This window comes from Neorhizobium sp. T6_25, assembly GCF_002968555.1.
Lineage (GTDB): Bacteria > Pseudomonadota > Alphaproteobacteria > Rhizobiales > Rhizobiaceae > Neorhizobium.
Window position 1 is genome coordinate 353,425 of the sequence record NZ_PVBL01000003.1, and the last position, 15,187, is coordinate 368,611.

The following is a 15,187-nucleotide window of genomic DNA, read 5'->3' on the forward strand; positions in this document are numbered from 1 at the left end:
TCTCAAAGGCAGGAGCGCCGCGTTGATGGCGGCGCTCCGTTCTCAATGCAAACATATCGCCACCCAGGCGACGTCCGGGACTACTTGCCGAAAACCTCGTTCCAGCGGTCGATCCAGTCGGTCTTGACCGCGTTCATCTTGGCGTAGTCGATGCGGGTCAGGCTGGAAACCTGATCGGCGCCATAGGTCCAGATCTTCGCCTGGTCCGGGGTGAGCTGGACCTTGGTGGAAATCGGCGCATCGACGCCCTGCTCGGCTTCCTTCTGCTGCACGTCCTTCGACAGGATGAAGTTGATGAACTGGTGGGCCAGTTCGGCGTTTGTCGAACCCTTCGGGATGTTGACCGTGTTCAGCGTGGCGATATCGCCGTCCTTGAGCTTCGCCCAGGTCATGGTCTTCACCGCGGCCTGCATCGAGGCGAGCGTGAAGTCCTGGCCGATTGCGACGCGCACTTCGCCGGTCGAGATCAGGTTCACCAGTTCGGAACCGGTATTGTAGTTCTTGACGACGTTCGGCTTCAGGGCTTCGACGGCTTCGAACGCCTTGTCGGTGCCGGTATAGGGATCGACGCCGGCATGTTTGCCGGCCTGCACCACGACCATCGGGCCGGCCGTGGTGGTGATGCCCGGCAGCGAAACCGAGCCCTTCAGGTCCGGACGCCACAGATCGCTCCAGGAGGTGATCGGAGGGGTGACCTTGGCCGAGTCGTAAACGAGGCCGATGCGGCCGATCGTATAGGCCGGGCCGTATTTGCCCTGCGGCGCGCGGCCGAGTTCGTAGATCTCGGAGAGGTTCGGGATCTTCGCCGGATCGACCGGCTGGAACAGGCCCTGCTCGATGCCGAGCTGCGAGAAGCTGTCGGTCAGGTAGATGACATCGACGCCCTTGCCGTCACGCAGCTTCAGCTTGTTGAGGCGGTCGGCATTGTTGCCGGTTTCGAAAACGATGTCGCAGCCGCAGATCTTCTTGAACGGATCGATGATGTTTGCGGTCATCTTCTCGCCGTTGTAACCCCACCAGGAGATGGTGAGCGTCTTCGACTGGGCGCTTGCCGTTGCCGTGCCGCCGAGCGTCGCCAGGAGAGCAAGGGTTGCCAATTGGGTGAAACGAATGGCCTTCATGAGGCGTGTCCTTTGCGAAAGCGGCGTTGATGCTCCCCTGGGGCACCCCCGGGAATTGGGGGTGATACTATTTTTTGAACGGTCCCGCCGCAAGCCCAATTATTAGGCATAGACCGCTAGGAGCCAAATTTCTTTAGGCTTGAACCATCCTATACCGGAGGTTGATTTCCAGCCTCAGGCGATAGCCGATGCACGGTTTGCGATGGTTTACACGTCCGGGCATCGTCTTTAGGGTCCGGCGATCAGAACCGACAGGCATTCCTCCGATGACAGTTTCCGCGCGCCTCCCCGACGACCTGCTGATCAACGCGGCCGACGAAGTCCGCATCCGCCAGGACCTGGTGCTGACCGCGCTCGGCAAACGGCCCGCGGACCGGCTGCTGAGGGTTGGCAGACTGCTCGACGTCCACAGCAGGACATGGCTTGAGGACCAGGAGATCGTCATCAAGGGCCGGCGGATTGCCTATGTGGGACCGGCCGGCAGTTTTGCGGGCGAGGTGGCGGAACGTAGCCACGAGCCCGATCTCTCGGCTGTTCCGGGTTTCGGCGAGGCGCACAAGCATATCGAGAGCTCGCACCTGACGCCGGAATGGGAAGCAGCCCTCGTCATGCCGCACGGGGTCACCTGGACCTGCGAAGCGAGCCACGAATTCTCGAATGTCAACGGCGCCCGCAACCTGGAATTCTGGCTGGAGGCCCGCCGCCGCGGGTCGCCGATGAAGATCTTTCCGCTGCCGGGCTCGGCCGTGCCGCCGACGGCCTATGAATGGGGCGGCGGCTATTTCGGTTATGACGAGCAGAAGCAGTTCATGAGCGAAAGCCTGATGGTCGCCGGCCTCGACGAGGTCATGGACTGGCCATCGATCTCCGATCCCTCAAACCCCTCCTACGACCGGCTCTGGGGCATGATCGGCGCGACCTTCGAGCAGCGGGGCGTGGTCGAGGGCCACGGCGCGGGCCTGCGCGATCTGCCGTCGATCAACGCGTTTGCCGCCGCGGGCCTTGCCTCCGATCACGAGGGGTGGTTCCTGGAGGAAATCTGGCAGAAGCTGCAGCACGGGCTGTTCATCGAGCTTCGGCCGCATTCGCTGCCGGAGGTCATCCGGGGGCTCATCGAGAAGAAGCTCGCCGACTGGTCGCAGGTGGCTTTCGTCACCGACGACCGCAGCGCCTCCGACACGCTGAAGATGGGCGCGACGGACTACAATGTCCGCCTTGCGATCGAGAACGGCCTTTCGCCGGAAATCGCCATCCAGTGCGTGACGCTCAACCCGGCGCGGCACATGCGGCTGACGCCTTGGGTCGGGTCGATCGCGCCTGGCCGTTTCGCGGATATCGTGCTGCTGGACGACGTCGAAAAGCTGTCGATCGCCAAGGTCTGGGCGGATGGCGGGCCGGTGTCGGAAGGCAAGACGTTTACCGGCGCGCGGCCAGAGATCGATTGGCCGGAATGGGCGACGAGAACGGTGAAGATCGACCGCCAGGTGACCGCCGCCGATTTCCGCATCGAGGCGCCGGCGGATCGCGCCACGGCGAATGCCGCCCTGCTGCGGCCCTTCCACTGGTCGGACGAATTCATCACCATGGAACTGCCGGTCAGGGATGGCGCGGTGCAACGCGACCACGACCGCAACATCACGAAATTCTCGATCGTCGACCGGTTCTCCGGCGAGGCCAAGGTCTCAAAAATGTTCTGGCTCGGCACCGGGCCGCGCACGCCGGATACCGCGCTCGGCTCGACGCTCGGGCATGACAAGCACAATATCTGGGTGGTCGGCTCCTCGGACGAGGCGATGGCGATGGTCGCCAATGCGCTCGCCGAACAGCAGGGCGGCTGGGTTCTGGTCTCCGGCGGCAAGGTGATCGCCCGCGTCCACTACGAGGTCGGCGGGCTGATGACTGCGCGCTCGGCGGAAGAACTGGATGCAGAAATGCAGGCGCTCTACAAAGCCGGCGAAACGATCGACTGGATGTACGAGCCGACCTTCTCGCCGCGCTGGTGGCCGGGTTTCCCGGAGCGGCTGTCGTTTGCAACGCTGACCTGTTCGCCCTGGCGCTGGGTGCTGGTGGCGCCATCGGAGCGGGCGCAGCAAGGGTTCGTCAACGTGCTGACCGGCGAAACGCACCCGGTCGTCTGGTAGTAGGCCGCTCTCGTCAGCGTGACTTGATGAGGCCCGGTTGATTTGCCAAAAACGCTGGGATCGATTTCAGGCGCCACCTATCCTCCCGCCTCGGCGCCATCGATCGCGCAAAGGAACTTACTCATGGCCCAGCCTGCTCTCTTTTCTCCGATCCGCGTCCGCAATCTCGAACTCTCGAACCGCATCGTCATCGCGCCCATGTGCCAATATTCGGCCGAGGACGGCTGCATGACCGACTGGCACCTCATCCATCTCGGCCAGCTCGCGCTTTCCGGCGCAGCGCTTCTGACGATCGAGGCGACCGGGGTCACGCCGGAAGGGCGCATCACCTATGCGGATGTCGGGCTCTATGACGACGCGACCGAGAAGGCGATGGGCCGCACGATCGACAGCATCCGCAAATGGTCGGACATGCCGATCTCCGTGCAGCTCGCGCACGCCGGCCGCAAGGCCTCGACCGACAAGCCCTGGTTCGGCGGCAGCCAGATCGCGCCGGATCAGCCGAACGGCTGGCAGACCGAGTCTGCCTCGGCGATCCCGTTCAATCCGAAATACGTGGCCCCCGTCGCGCTCGACAAAGATGGAATGAAAAAGGTGCGCGACGCCTTTGCGGCTTCCGCGGTCCGGGCAGCAAGGATCGGCCTCGATGCGATCCAGATCCATGCCGCGCATGGCTATCTGCTGCACCAGTTCCTGTCGCCGCTTTCCAACCAGCGGACCGACGAATATGGCGGGTCGCAGGAAAACCGCATGCGTTTTCCGCTCGAAGTCCTCGATGCCGTGCGCCAGGCCTTCCCCTCCGACAAGGCGGTGACGGTGCGCGTTTCGGCGACCGACTGGGTCGACGGCGGACTCGACATCGACCAGACCATCGCGTTTGCCCAGATGCTGGACGAAAAGGGGTGCGACGCCATCCATGTGTCGAGCGGCGGGCTGCATATCGAACAGAAAATCCCGCTCGGCCCGAACTATCAGGTGGCCTTGGCGCGCGCCGTCAAGGCTGCGGTGAAGATGCCGGTCGTGGCCGTCGGGCTGATCACCGAACCGACCCAGGCCGAAGCGATCGTTTCGACCGGCGACGCGGATATCGTCGCGATCGCCCGCGCCGCCCTCTATGACCCGCGCTGGCCGTGGCATGCGGCAGCGGAACTCGGTGCCCAGGTGAAACCGGCACCGCAATATCTCCGCTGCCAGCCGTCGCAGTTCAGGAACCTGTTTACCGCCTGAGGAGGCTCATGCCTCTTCGTAAACGGCTTCGGCCGGCGCCAGGAGCAGCCGGTCGGCCATCTCCTGCTTCAGCCAAACCAGGCGTTCCTCTTCGGCCGGCGTCCGGTCCGGTTTGCGGCTGACGATGATGAATTCCTCGCGGACATGGCCTTCCTTGAGCTGCAGCGTCACCGTTTTGCCGCGATAGCTGAGTTCGAAGACGTAGCGTTCGAGAATATTGCCGCGCTCGGGCTTTTCGAGCCCGTGATCGACCGTATAGCGGCCTTCGGTCAGGCCGCGCGTCACCATTTCGAAGGCGTCGCGGCCGCCCGGACCGCGGAACGCGGTGCGGATGACGATCTCGCGGCGCTCCGGCGGGCCGTCGGGGCTCAAGAGCGGCATGGCCCGCTGCATCACCTTGAAGGCATGGGCGACACCGCCCGGATAGCCGAAGCCGTGGAAATGCATCGTGTCCGCATAGGTGTAGGAAAGCGGCTTGCCGTCTTCGAGAACGTCGATTTTGTCGGTCATTTTGTCCTTGCTCCGTCCAGCTCTTGGCGCATCCAGGGCAGGAAACCGTCCAGGAAACGCGTCGTCGCCGGCATGAAATGAGACCCGTGATGGAAACACGGGTCGAGGCTGGTGATGATCATGCGGCCGGGCGTCGTCACCTCGTCCACATAGAGTATGGGCTTTCCCTCGCCATTAACGGCGAGCACGTCGACACCATCAGGCGGATCGAACCAGCCATGCAGGTGCCACGTGAGATCGTCTTGTCCAAGTCTGTTGAACAGCGCCTGGCCGGGCGCGGCAATGCGCACGCCGAGATCGGCACCGGGCGTCAGCCACCACCACCAGTTCGTGGGTTGCGGTGTAAAGGCGATGCCGGGCAGGAAGACGTCCCAGTTCGTCTCGCCGGTCGAGACGATCGTGCCGCCCTGGTCGAGATAGGCGCGAAGCTGCGCGGCATGCGGCGCCAGGCGATCGGCCGGCGTGCGGCAGGGAATGAAGACGACAGCGTGTTCGGCAAGATCCACGGAGGCCAGGTCTTCCGGCCGCACGAGCAAGTCGAAATGGTGGGCGTAACGTGGCGCTTCGAGCGTCTCGATATGGTAATAGGCGCCGGGATGGATCGCGAGAATGCTCATCGGTTCAGCTCTCCGGCAAGCCAGGCGACGGCGCGGCTCGCCAACTGCTTCTTGATTTCGGGATCGTCGCCGCACCCCCAGAATTCGTTGCCGGCATGTGAGAGGATTTCCCCACCCTGCGGCCTCGCCCATACCCAATCGACCGGGGTTTTTGCCGGACCGAGCGCATTGATGACAACGGCTCCTTCGGGCGGAGGGTTGTGGCCGCGGCCGTAGAAGCCGGCGACGCCATGGTTGGTTTCCAGCATCTTCTGGTCGATGCCGGCGAAGATCGGGTGCTCGTAAAGCCGGGACTGGACGAAATCCACGCGCCTGGGATTGGGGATTGGCTGGTAGGTGCCGAGTTCGGCCAGGATCGGGCGGAGGATATGCCCGTGATAGATCCAGCGGCCGCCGCGGTCGAGGAACGCGGCGACATCGGTTGAGAACCGCTGGAAGCCGATCTGGTCGAGATGGGTGGTGGTGATCAGCCCGCGCGCCGTGGCGAAATCCTCGCCGGTCAGTTCCATCTCGCGCACGACCTTCATGAGGCCGGAGGCGATGGCATCGCCGAACAGCGGCGCGGTCATCGAGAACGGCTCCTGGTAATGCGGCTGGATCATCAGGATGGTCATGCGGCACGAATTCCTGCAAAGGCGGGCAGAACTGCCCGATGGGTTTCGCCGGAGGGGCCGGCCAGCTCGACGACGCGCATCGGCACGCCATAGAGGTTTTCCAGGTGCTCCGGCGTGATCGTCTCGGCGACCGGGCCGAACAGCGGCGGCTGGCCGCCCGGCATCATCAGCAGCGCATCATCGGCGGACGAAAGCGCGTGGTTCGGGTCGTGGGTGGTGAAGACGATCGCCTTGTCGCGCGGCTGACGCAGCGTGTTGAGCAGCGCCAGCAGCCGTTCCTGGTTATGCAGATCGAGGGCTGCCGCCGGTTCGTCCAGAACCAGCACCTGCGACCCCGTGGCGATCGCACGGGCAAGCAGCACGAGCTGACGCTCGCCGCCGGAAAGGCGGTCGAAATAGTGATCGGTGAAACGCGCGGCGCCGGCCCGGTCCAGCGCCGAACGGGCGACCCTGAAATCCTCCGGCCCCGGCTGGCCGAAGATGCCAAGATGCGCGGCGCGGCCCATGACCACGACGTCAAGCGCGCGGTAACGCTGGTTGCTGGTACCGGTCTGCGGCACATAACCGACGATATCGGGCGCGACCCTGCGGCCGGCATCGAGCTGCTGGAAACCGAGCATCGCCTTCAGTGTCGTGGTCTTGCCGCGTCCGTTCGGGCCGAGGACGGCGAGCGTGCGGCCGACTGGAACCGAGAAGCTGAAGGCTTCGATGATGGTGCGCGAACCAAAGCGGACGGTGGCGTCTTCGAGGCCGATCATGAGCCGTTCCTTTCGCGGTAGTGATTGCGCAGGAGCATCGCGAAAATCGGCGCGCCGACCAGGGCGGTGATGACGCCTAGCGGGATTTCGGCGGCGGTCGCGGTGCGGGCCAGCGTATCGATAATCACCATGAAGCCGGCGCCGAGCACGACCGAGGCTGGCAACAGCGCGCGATGGTCGTGGCCGACCAGCAGTCGGGAGGCATGCGGAATGACGATGCCGATCCAGCCGATGATGCCGGAGACAGCCACCTGGCTGCCGACGATGACGGCGATCAGCCCGAAGACCAGCCAGCGCTCGCGGTTCGTCCTGGCGCCAAGGCTTTGGGCTTCCGCTTCGTCCAGCGACAGGATGTTGAGCCGGAAACGCAGCATCCAGAGGAGCACGCCGCCGATGATGAGGCCGGGTGCTGCGATCAGCGTGCGCTCCCAGGTGGCGGTCGCGAAGGATCCCATCAGCCAGTAGACGATCGCCGGAAGCGAGGTATTGGGGTCGGCGACGAATTGCAGCAGCGAGACGACGGCGGAAAACATCGAGCTGACCACGAGGCCGGAAAGGATCACGGTGATCGTTTCGCTGCGGCCGTTGATGCGCGCAATCAGGCCGACAAGGATGACGGCCACCATGCCGGAGATGAAGACCATGGCGATCAGCGGGAAACCCCAGATGCCGAGCATGATGCCGAGGGCGCCGCCGAAGGCCGCTCCCTGCGAGATGCCGAGGATATCCGGCGAGACCAGCGGGTTGCGGAAAACGCCCTGCAGGGCCGCACCCGACAGGGCGAGCCCGGCGCCGGCGAGTGCGGCCAGCACGACGCGCGGCGCCCGGACCAGAAGAACGATGCGCTCCTCGATCGTGGTCAGTTCCCGCCATGGATCGGTCGCGCCAAGCCAGATCAGCTCCAGCGCCCGACTTGCCGGAACCGAGAAACGGCCGACGCAGAGACTGACGACGAAGGCGACCGCAAACAGCGCCAGCAACGCTGCGAAAACCAGCGTCTGCCGGGCCAGATGCGAGCGAACTATCGGAGCCGCCTCGTCTTCAGTCAGCGCCGCCATGACCTACTTCGCCTTGAACTGAGCGTAGTTGGCCGAGCCGCTCTGTTCCTTGATCCACAGGATGCCGTCGATATCGGCATCGGTGATCTCGTAGTTGTAGAGCGTCTTGTAGGCGGTCTTCATCTCGGCACGCAGATCGTATTTGAAGACGTCCGGCTGGGTCAGGTTGGCAGTCCACATCCACGCCAGCGGCGATTCCTGGTTCGGCGGATCCCAGCGATAGCCGCCGAGCGGCATCTTGTAGACGCGCTTGTTCCTGGCCGCCTTGGTCAGCGACAGGATCGGGTCGTTATAGACCCAATCGACGTTGAGCCTGGCTTCGAAGGCGTTGAGGAAGATGACTTCCGGATCCCATTGGGCAATCTGCTCCTTGTTGATGGTCACCGTGCCATTGAGTTCGGCGGAGGCGTTCCTGCCGCCGACGAGCTCCATGTACCAGGCGTTGTAGCTGCCCTTGGTTCCGGTCGTTGCAATCTCCGTCAGAGCGCGGGCGATATAAAGCGTGGTCGGCTTCTTGTCCTCCGGGATCGCCTTGGCCTTGGCTTCGATGTCCTTCTGGACCCGGTCGCGCCACTCGACCAGTTCCTTGATGCGCTCCGGCTTGCCGATCGCCCGGGAGGTCATGGTCATGTAGTCGCGGGTCAACTGCTCGGTGCCGTAGAGGATCAGCATGGCGTTGAGGCCGGCATTGGTGATCGGCGCGACGATATCGTTGCCGCGGCCGCCCCACTGGATGACGAGATCGGGATTGGTCGCCGTCAGCGCCTCGATATTCGGCACGAAATTCGGAGCGGTCACGTCGGACGGAATGTCCTTGGTTTCCGGAAAGATCTTGCTCAGGATGCCTTCGAGCACGGCACTCTTGGCGGTCGGGTTCATGCCGACGAGCCTCTTCGTCCCGCCGTCGAGTGCGATCACCGTGGAAGCCATCGGGATGACGATCGAAACGATGCGCTCGGCCGCCTTGGCGAGCTTTATCTCCCGGTTTTCCTGGTCTTTGAAGACGACCTCCTGCGCCGCGGCGCCATGCGCCAGCAGGCCGGAAAATGCGGCGGCCAGAAGGCCGCGCGAAGCGAAACGAGTGAGCGAAACCATGATCTATCCCCTGCCGGTAACGTCGTCGGGGAGCATTCCTAATGCGCGTGATTATACTTGTCTACAAATCTCCACTTTTAAAACGCGCTTTCGCCCAACCTGGCGCAAAGAGATGAACTGAACAGCTTCTCGGCGGCTCAAGCCGGTCGGCCGGCGCATTCATGCTCGCAATGCACTGGACAGGACGCTATGGAACAATGGTGCTGACCGATTCATCAAAGGATTTTCATGCCGACCATCTATCTCGCCGGCCCCGAAGTATTTTTGCCCGACGCCCAGATCGTGATGGGCGAGAAACGCCGGCTCGCCCGCAGCTTCGGCTTCGAGCCGACAGGTCCCGGCAGCGACGAGAACCAGGCGCCCGTAGGCCAGCTGACGGCAGCCGCGATCTACCAGCGCAACGACGGCGCGATGCGGCGGGCGGATGTCTGCCTCGCCAATATCACGCCGTTTCGCGGCATCAGTGCCGATCCCGGCACCGTCTACGAAATCGGCTTCATGATCGCGCTCGGCAAACGGGTGTGGGCCTATACCAACCATCCCGACGACTATGGCACGCGGGTGCGGTCGATCTGGTATTCCGGGCTCGAAATCGATGAGAGCAGCGGGAGACCTCGCGGCCCGGACGGCTTGTCGATCGAGAACCACGGCAAGGCCGACAATCTGATGATCGACCTCGGCATCGAGGAAGGTGGCGGCCGGGTCATTCGCCCCGCCGCACTGCCGGCCGACCCGGAACGGGACCTGGCCGCCTATACCGAGGCCTTGCGGCACTTGCGGGGTTAGGCGAGCGACAGGGCGTCCTTGAGACCCGAGCCCTGCTTCAACTGAAGATCGAGATCCGCTTCGATATGGTCGATGTGGTGGATCATAAGCTTGGCGGCGCGCTCGCCGTCGCCCTTTTCCAGGGCATCGAGAACGGCGGTATGTTCCGAATGCCCGCAGCTCGATACGCCGGAACGGCCATAGAGCGCGATCACCAGCGATGAACGCGCAACCAGCTCGTCCATGAAGCGCTGCAGGATGACATTGCCGGCAACGGAGGCCAGCATGAGGTGGAAATCGCCGGACGCCTTGATCTCGGCGCGGCGGGCGGCGGGGCCGCGCTCGTTCAGGTAACGCTGCTCCTCGTCGAGCTGGCGACGGAACCTCGCAATGTCCTCGGGCGTGATGCGCTCGACCGCGGCCGCGACGATGCCGGGCTCGATCAGCCGGCGGGACGCAAAAATCTGCCGGGCCTCTTCCGGCGACGGATTGGAGACGAAGGCGCCACGGTTACGCTCGGTCTTCACCAAGCCTTCGAAGGCGAGCATCTGCAAGGCGGCGCGGGCAACCGTGCGGCTGACGTCGAACAGGGAGCCGACTTCGCTTTCGGAAAGCTTGGTACCTGGCGCCAAGCGTCGGTCGATGATCGCATTCCGCAGGGATTCCCGAATCGCCATGGAGCGGTCTTCTTGGGAGCGATCCTCTGGCGCGGTATCCGTGAAATTGATTTTTTCGCTGATATTCATTGCTGCGGTCCAATGTACGGCCTTTGTAACCCGAGTGTCTACAGGATGCCAAGCAACTTGTTTTTGATCCAATGCCAAGATTGCATACAATTTGCCCAATGAATCGAAAACGATCGCCTGATTTTTGCGCACCGGCAAAACCCGGCCACTGACTCTTTCAGGTAAATTCAAGTCTTTCTGGACGTTTAATCGAGTTGGCATGGCTGATGCATAGGCATATCAGACGCAAGGGAGCGCCTGATGAGCAAAGCCGCCGAAATCGACATCGCTTCAGTCTCAAAGATCTACGGAACAACCACGGCCGTTCATGCGATCAGCCTGAAGATTCCGGCCGGAACCTATTGCTGCCTGCTCGGTCCGTCCGGCTGCGGCAAGACCTCGACGCTCAGGATGATCGCCGGGCACGAGAGCATTTCCTCGGGCGACGTCCGCCTCGGCAATACCGTCGTCACCGACCTGCCGCCGGCAAAACGCGGCACGGCGATGATGTTCCAGTCCTACGCCCTGTTCCCGCATCTCGACCTCGTCGACAACATCGCCTTCAGCCTGAAGATGAAGGGCGTCGACAAGGACGAGCGGCGCGCCAAGGCGATGGACATGCTGCGGCTGATGCAGCTCGAAGCCTATGCGACCCGCCGCCCGGCCCAGCTTTCCGGCGGCCAGCAGCAGCGCGTGGCGCTTGCCCGCGCGCTGATCACCGATCCGGAAGCGCTGCTTCTCGACGAACCGCTTTCGGCGCTTGATCCCTTCCTGAAGATCCGCATGCGCGCGGAATTGAAGAAGCTGCAGACGTCGCTCGGCATCACCTTCGTGCATGTGACGCACAGCCAGGAAGAGGCGATGGCGCTCGCCGACCTGATCGTCGTGATGAACGACGGCCGCATCGAACAGGCCGCCCATCCGCGCGTGGTATTCGAAAAACCGGCGACCGCCTTCGTCGCCAAGTTCATGGGTGATCACAACGTCATCTCCGGCCGGGTGACGCAGAGTTCCAGCGACAAGCTGATGTTGTCGGTGCTTGCGGGCGGAGATTTCCTCGCCACCGACGACGGCGCTGCCGGGCTGACCGACACGGCCGACATCGCCATCCGCACCGACCATGTCCGCATCGGCCAGCCTTCGGAAAAAGGCCTCGGCTTCACCGGCTCGGTCTCGAACGTCGAATATCGCGGTTCGTCGGTGAAGCTCTCGGTCAACGGCGCAGGCATCGACGATTTCACCGCGATCCTGACCGACGCCGAATTTTTCGCCAATCCGGTCAAGGTCGGAGAAGCGATCCCCCTTTCCTGGGGCCGCGAGGACGCCATCGTCCTCGGCCGCCTCAAGAACTGATGCCAAACACAAAAACTCAACAGAGGAGAACAAGGCAATGACTGAGACCAAGAAACCAACCAAGGGCATTTCGCGCCGCACGCTTCTGAAGACGGCGTCCGCGGCCGCCGGTCTTGCCGCCGGCTCCGGCGCCATCACCGGCTTCCCGACCATCTGGGCGCAGAACCCGATCACGCTGCGCCAGTTCGGCACTGGCGTTTCGAACCTCAATGCAATCGCCGAGAAGTGCAAGGCCGACCTCGGCATCACGCTCGAAATGACCGCGACTGACTCTGACGCGGCCGCCCAGCGCGCCGTCACCCAGCCGAACTCCTACGACATCGCCGATATCGAGTACTGGATCTTGAAGAAGGTCTACCCGGCCGGCGTCATCCAGCCGATGGATACGACCAAGCTCAAATATTACGACAAGATCGTGCCGCTGTTCAAAAACGGCAAGCTGAAGCCGGACAGCGTGATCGCCCAAGGCACTGCGCCGCACACGGTCGGTTATGTCGCAAAGCCTGGCGACAAGACCTTCGCCAAGGAAGAAACCAAGTGGTTCACGATGGTTCCGACCATCTACAACGCCGACACGCTCGGCATCCGCCCGGACCTGGTCGGCCGCGAGATCTCGACCTGGGCCGATATCATGGACCCGAAGTTCAAGGGCAAGGCCTCGATCCTCAACATCCCGTCGATCGGCATCATGGACGCCGCGATGATCATGGAAGCCATGGGCAACATCAAGTATGCTGACAAGGGCAACATGACCAAGGCGGAAATCGACAAGACGATCGACTTCCTGATCAAGGCCAAGCAGGCCGGCCAGTTCCGCGCCTTCTGGAAGTCGTTCGACGAGAGTGTCAACCTGATGGCCTCAGGCGAGGTCGTCATCCAGTCCATGTGGTCGCCGGCCGTCGCCGCCGTCCGCTCCAAGGGCATCGCCTGCAAATACCAGCCGCTCAAGGAAGGTTACCGCTCGTGGGGCGGCGGTCTGGGACTTGCTGCGCACCTCTCCGGCGCCAAGCTCGACGCTGCCTATGAGTATATCAACTGGTACACGTCCGGCTGGGTCGGCGCCTATCTCAATCGCCAGGGCTACTATTCGGCCGCCATGGAAACCGCCAAGGCACACATGTCCGCCGACGAATGGGGCTACTGGATCGAAGGCAAGGCTGCCAAGGGCGATATCGTCGCTCCGGACGGCAAGGTCATGGAAAAGGCCGGCGCAATCCGTGACGGCGGCTCCTTCGAGGAACGCATGGGCCACGTGGCCTGCTGGAACTCGGTGATGGACGAGGACCGCTACATGGTCCGCCGCTGGAACGAGTTCATCGCGGCATAAGGCGTTCTCCGACCTGTCCCCTCCCCCTTGTGGGGAGGGTTGGGGAGGCCGGCCACCCTCCCCACAAGGGGGAGGGGAACCCGCTGCACCGCTGAAGCCTCCAACAACAGGGAGACAAGACATGGCGACGATTGCATCATCCGAGCCGGAAACGGCCGAAGAGAACACGAAGCCCAGGAGTTTTCGCCTGTCGCCGGCGCTGGTTTCCTATCTTCAAGCGACGCCGCTGGCGCTGATCCTCGGCGCTTTCCTGCTGCTGCCGATCCTGATGATTACAGTCGTCAGCTTCTGGGACTACGACTTCGCCCAGATGTATCCGGATTTCCTGTCGATGAACTATGCCGAGACGCTCGGCTCGTGGGTGACCTGGAAGACCTATCTGAACACGCTGAAATTTGCCTTCCTGGTCTGGGCGATCACGCTGTTCGTCGGTTTCTGGGTCGCCTATTTTCTGGCCTTTCACATCCGCACTACCGCCATGCAGATGGTACTCTTCCTCGTCTGCACCGTGCCGTTCCTGACGTCGAACATCATCCGCATGATCTCGTGGATCCCGGTGCTCGGGCGCAACGGTCTCGTCAACACGACGCTGATCAATGCGGGTATCGTCCCAGAACCGATCGAATGGCTGCTCTATTCGGACTTCGCGGTGGTGCTGGCGATGGTGCATCTCTACACACTGTTCATGGTGACGCCGATCTTCAACACGCTGATGCGCATCGACAAGTCTCTGGTCGAAGCCGCGCGCGATGCCGGTGCCACGAGCACCCAGATCCTCACCAATGTCATCATTCCGCTTGCCAAGCCCGGCATGGCGATCGGCACCATCTTCGTCGTGACGCTGGTCATGGCCGACTTTTCGACGGTTCAGGTGATGTCAGGCGGCCAGAGCGCTTCGGTGGCGCTGATGATGAAGAACCAGATGTCGCTGCTTCAATACCCGGCAGCCGCCGCCAACGCGGTCGTGCTGCTGGTCCTCGTTCTCCTGATGGTCGCGGGCATCCTCCGCATCGTCGACATACGCAAAGAACTTTAGGGAAAAGGGGAGCTCTGAGATGCACAGCGACAAGCGCGGCCGCGAATTCTACCTTCTCGCCATCTTCTTCATCGTCTTCGTGCTGTTCCTTTACGGCCCGCTTTCGGCGATCCTGATCCTCTCCTTCCAGGGGCCGAACGGCGGCCTCACCTTCCCGCTGAACGGCGTGTCGCTGCGCTGGTTCGCCAACCTGTTCGAGACCCAGGCGGTCGGCGATTTCGGCGGTTCGTTCCGGCGCTCCGCCATGCTCGGCATCATGGTGATGCTCGTCACCGTTGTCGTTTCGCTGCTCGCGGGCCTGGCCTTCCGCCGCCGCTTCATCGGCTCCACCGCGCTGTTCTATCTCGCCGTCGCGAGCCTCGTCGTGCCGTCGATCATCATCTCGCTCGGCATCGGCGTCGTCTTCCAGCAGCTCGGTTTCCAGCCGTCCTGGTATACGTCCGCCTTCGGTGCGCACCTCACCTGGACGCTGCCCTTCGGCGTCCTGATCATGTTCGCCGTCTTCAACCGCTTTTCGCCCGCCTACGAGGAAGCCGCGCGCGATCTCGGCGCTTCTTCCTGGCAGACCTTCCGCCATGTCGTGCTGCCGATGATCGCGCCGAGCCTCATCGGCGTCGGCCTGTTCGGCTTCACGCTGTCCTATGACGAATTCGCCCGTACGCTGATGACGGCAGGTTCGTTCAACACGTTGCCGCTCGAAATCTACGGCATGACGACCAATGTCACGACGCCGGTGCTCTACGCGCTCGGTACCGTGACGACGGTGTTCTCCTTCCTCGTCATCGCCGGCACGCTCGGCCTGATCGTCCACCTCAATCGCCGCCGCCTGCGGTCGTGAAC

15 protein-coding genes are annotated in these 15,187 nt (G+C 63.0%); 7 read left to right on the forward strand and 8 right to left on the reverse strand.

All coding sequences use genetic code 11. From position 1 onward, the window contains the following. Positions 1–80: 80 nt before the first annotated feature. Positions 81–1,121: an ABC transporter substrate-binding protein gene (locus C5L10_RS06265; RefSeq protein WP_105428926.1), complete on the reverse strand. Its 1,041-nt coding sequence runs from the start codon at positions 1,119–1,121 to the stop codon at positions 81–83. Between the two features lie 266 nt (positions 1,122–1,387). Between C5L10_RS06265 and C5L10_RS06270 the strand changes: the two genes are divergently transcribed. Together C5L10_RS06270 and C5L10_RS06275 are read left to right on the forward strand one after the other, a co-directional pair. Continuing rightward, positions 1,388–3,262, forward strand: a complete 1,875-nt coding sequence (locus C5L10_RS06270) for an adenine deaminase (protein WP_371411916.1) — start codon at positions 1,388–1,390, stop codon at positions 3,260–3,262. Between the two features lie 123 nt (positions 3,263–3,385). Next, positions 3,386–4,489, forward strand: coding sequence for an NADH:flavin oxidoreductase/NADH oxidase (locus tag C5L10_RS06275; RefSeq protein WP_105428928.1), 1,104 nt, complete (start codon positions 3,386–3,388; stop codon positions 4,487–4,489). 6 nt (positions 4,490–4,495) lie between these two features. Here C5L10_RS06275 and C5L10_RS06280 read toward each other — a convergent pair whose 3' ends face one another. The 6 genes from C5L10_RS06280 to C5L10_RS06305 are packed head-to-tail and all read right to left on the reverse strand — an operon-like array spanning position 4,496 to position 9,141. Then, positions 4,496–4,999, reverse strand: coding sequence for a hypothetical protein (locus C5L10_RS06280; protein ID WP_105428929.1), 504 nt, complete (start codon positions 4,997–4,999; stop codon positions 4,496–4,498). Further along, entirely contained in the window at positions 4,996–5,616 is a 621-nt protein-coding gene (locus C5L10_RS06285; protein ID WP_105428930.1) for a hypothetical protein, read from the reverse strand. The genes C5L10_RS06280 and C5L10_RS06285 overlap by 4 nt, the downstream gene beginning before the upstream one ends. Continuing rightward, on the reverse strand, positions 5,613–6,230 hold the full coding sequence (locus tag C5L10_RS06290; protein WP_105428931.1) for a hypothetical protein: 618 nt from the start codon (positions 6,228–6,230) through the stop codon (positions 5,613–5,615). Before C5L10_RS06290 ends, C5L10_RS06285 begins: the two co-directional genes overlap by 4 nt. After that, positions 6,227–6,988: an ABC transporter ATP-binding protein gene (locus C5L10_RS06295; protein ID WP_105428932.1), complete on the reverse strand. Its 762-nt coding sequence runs from the start codon at positions 6,986–6,988 to the stop codon at positions 6,227–6,229. The genes C5L10_RS06290 and C5L10_RS06295 overlap by 4 nt, the downstream gene beginning before the upstream one ends. Next, the gene (locus C5L10_RS06300) at positions 6,985–8,046 is read right to left on the reverse strand and encodes an iron ABC transporter permease (protein ID WP_046669406.1); all 1,062 of its coding nucleotides are present in this window, start codon (positions 8,044–8,046) and stop codon (positions 6,985–6,987) included. Before C5L10_RS06300 ends, C5L10_RS06295 begins: the two co-directional genes overlap by 4 nt. A 3-nt stretch (positions 8,047–8,049) precedes the next feature. Next, on the reverse strand, positions 8,050–9,141 hold the full coding sequence (locus tag C5L10_RS06305) for an ABC transporter substrate-binding protein (protein WP_105428933.1): 1,092 nt from the start codon (positions 9,139–9,141) through the stop codon (positions 8,050–8,052). A gap of 228 nt (positions 9,142–9,369) precedes the next feature. Here C5L10_RS06305 and C5L10_RS06310 point away from each other — a divergent pair, with 228 nt between their 5' ends. After that, the gene (locus C5L10_RS06310; RefSeq protein ID WP_105428934.1) at positions 9,370–9,927 is read left to right on the forward strand and encodes a nucleoside 2-deoxyribosyltransferase; all 558 of its coding nucleotides are present in this window, start codon (positions 9,370–9,372) and stop codon (positions 9,925–9,927) included. On the opposite strand, the gene C5L10_RS06315 is transcribed toward C5L10_RS06310, so the two are convergent. After that, positions 9,924–10,652 carry a GntR family transcriptional regulator gene (locus C5L10_RS06315; protein WP_105428935.1) on the reverse strand — a complete coding sequence of 243 codons (729 nt, stop codon included), beginning with the start codon at positions 10,650–10,652 and terminating at the stop codon, positions 9,924–9,926. The genes C5L10_RS06310 and C5L10_RS06315 overlap by 4 nt on opposite strands. Before the next feature lie 240 nt (positions 10,653–10,892). Between C5L10_RS06315 and C5L10_RS06320 the strand changes: the two genes are divergently transcribed. From C5L10_RS06320 to C5L10_RS06335, 4 genes are all read left to right on the forward strand, one after another. Beyond that, positions 10,893–11,984 (forward strand): ABC transporter ATP-binding protein, encoded by a 1,092-nt coding sequence (locus C5L10_RS06320; protein ID WP_105428936.1) that lies wholly within the window; start codon positions 10,893–10,895, stop codon positions 11,982–11,984. Between the two features lie 37 nt (positions 11,985–12,021). Next, positions 12,022–13,311: a PotD/PotF family extracellular solute-binding protein gene (locus C5L10_RS06325; RefSeq protein ID WP_046669401.1), complete on the forward strand. Its 1,290-nt coding sequence runs from the start codon at positions 12,022–12,024 to the stop codon at positions 13,309–13,311. Positions 13,312–13,432: 121 nt separating this feature from the next. Beyond that, on the forward strand, positions 13,433–14,347 hold the full coding sequence (locus C5L10_RS06330; RefSeq protein ID WP_105428937.1) for an ABC transporter permease: 915 nt from the start codon (positions 13,433–13,435) through the stop codon (positions 14,345–14,347). Between the two features lie 19 nt (positions 14,348–14,366). Then, positions 14,367–15,185, forward strand: coding sequence for an ABC transporter permease (locus C5L10_RS06335; RefSeq protein ID WP_105428938.1), 819 nt, complete (start codon positions 14,367–14,369; stop codon positions 15,183–15,185). Positions 15,186–15,187 lie beyond the last annotated feature (2 nt).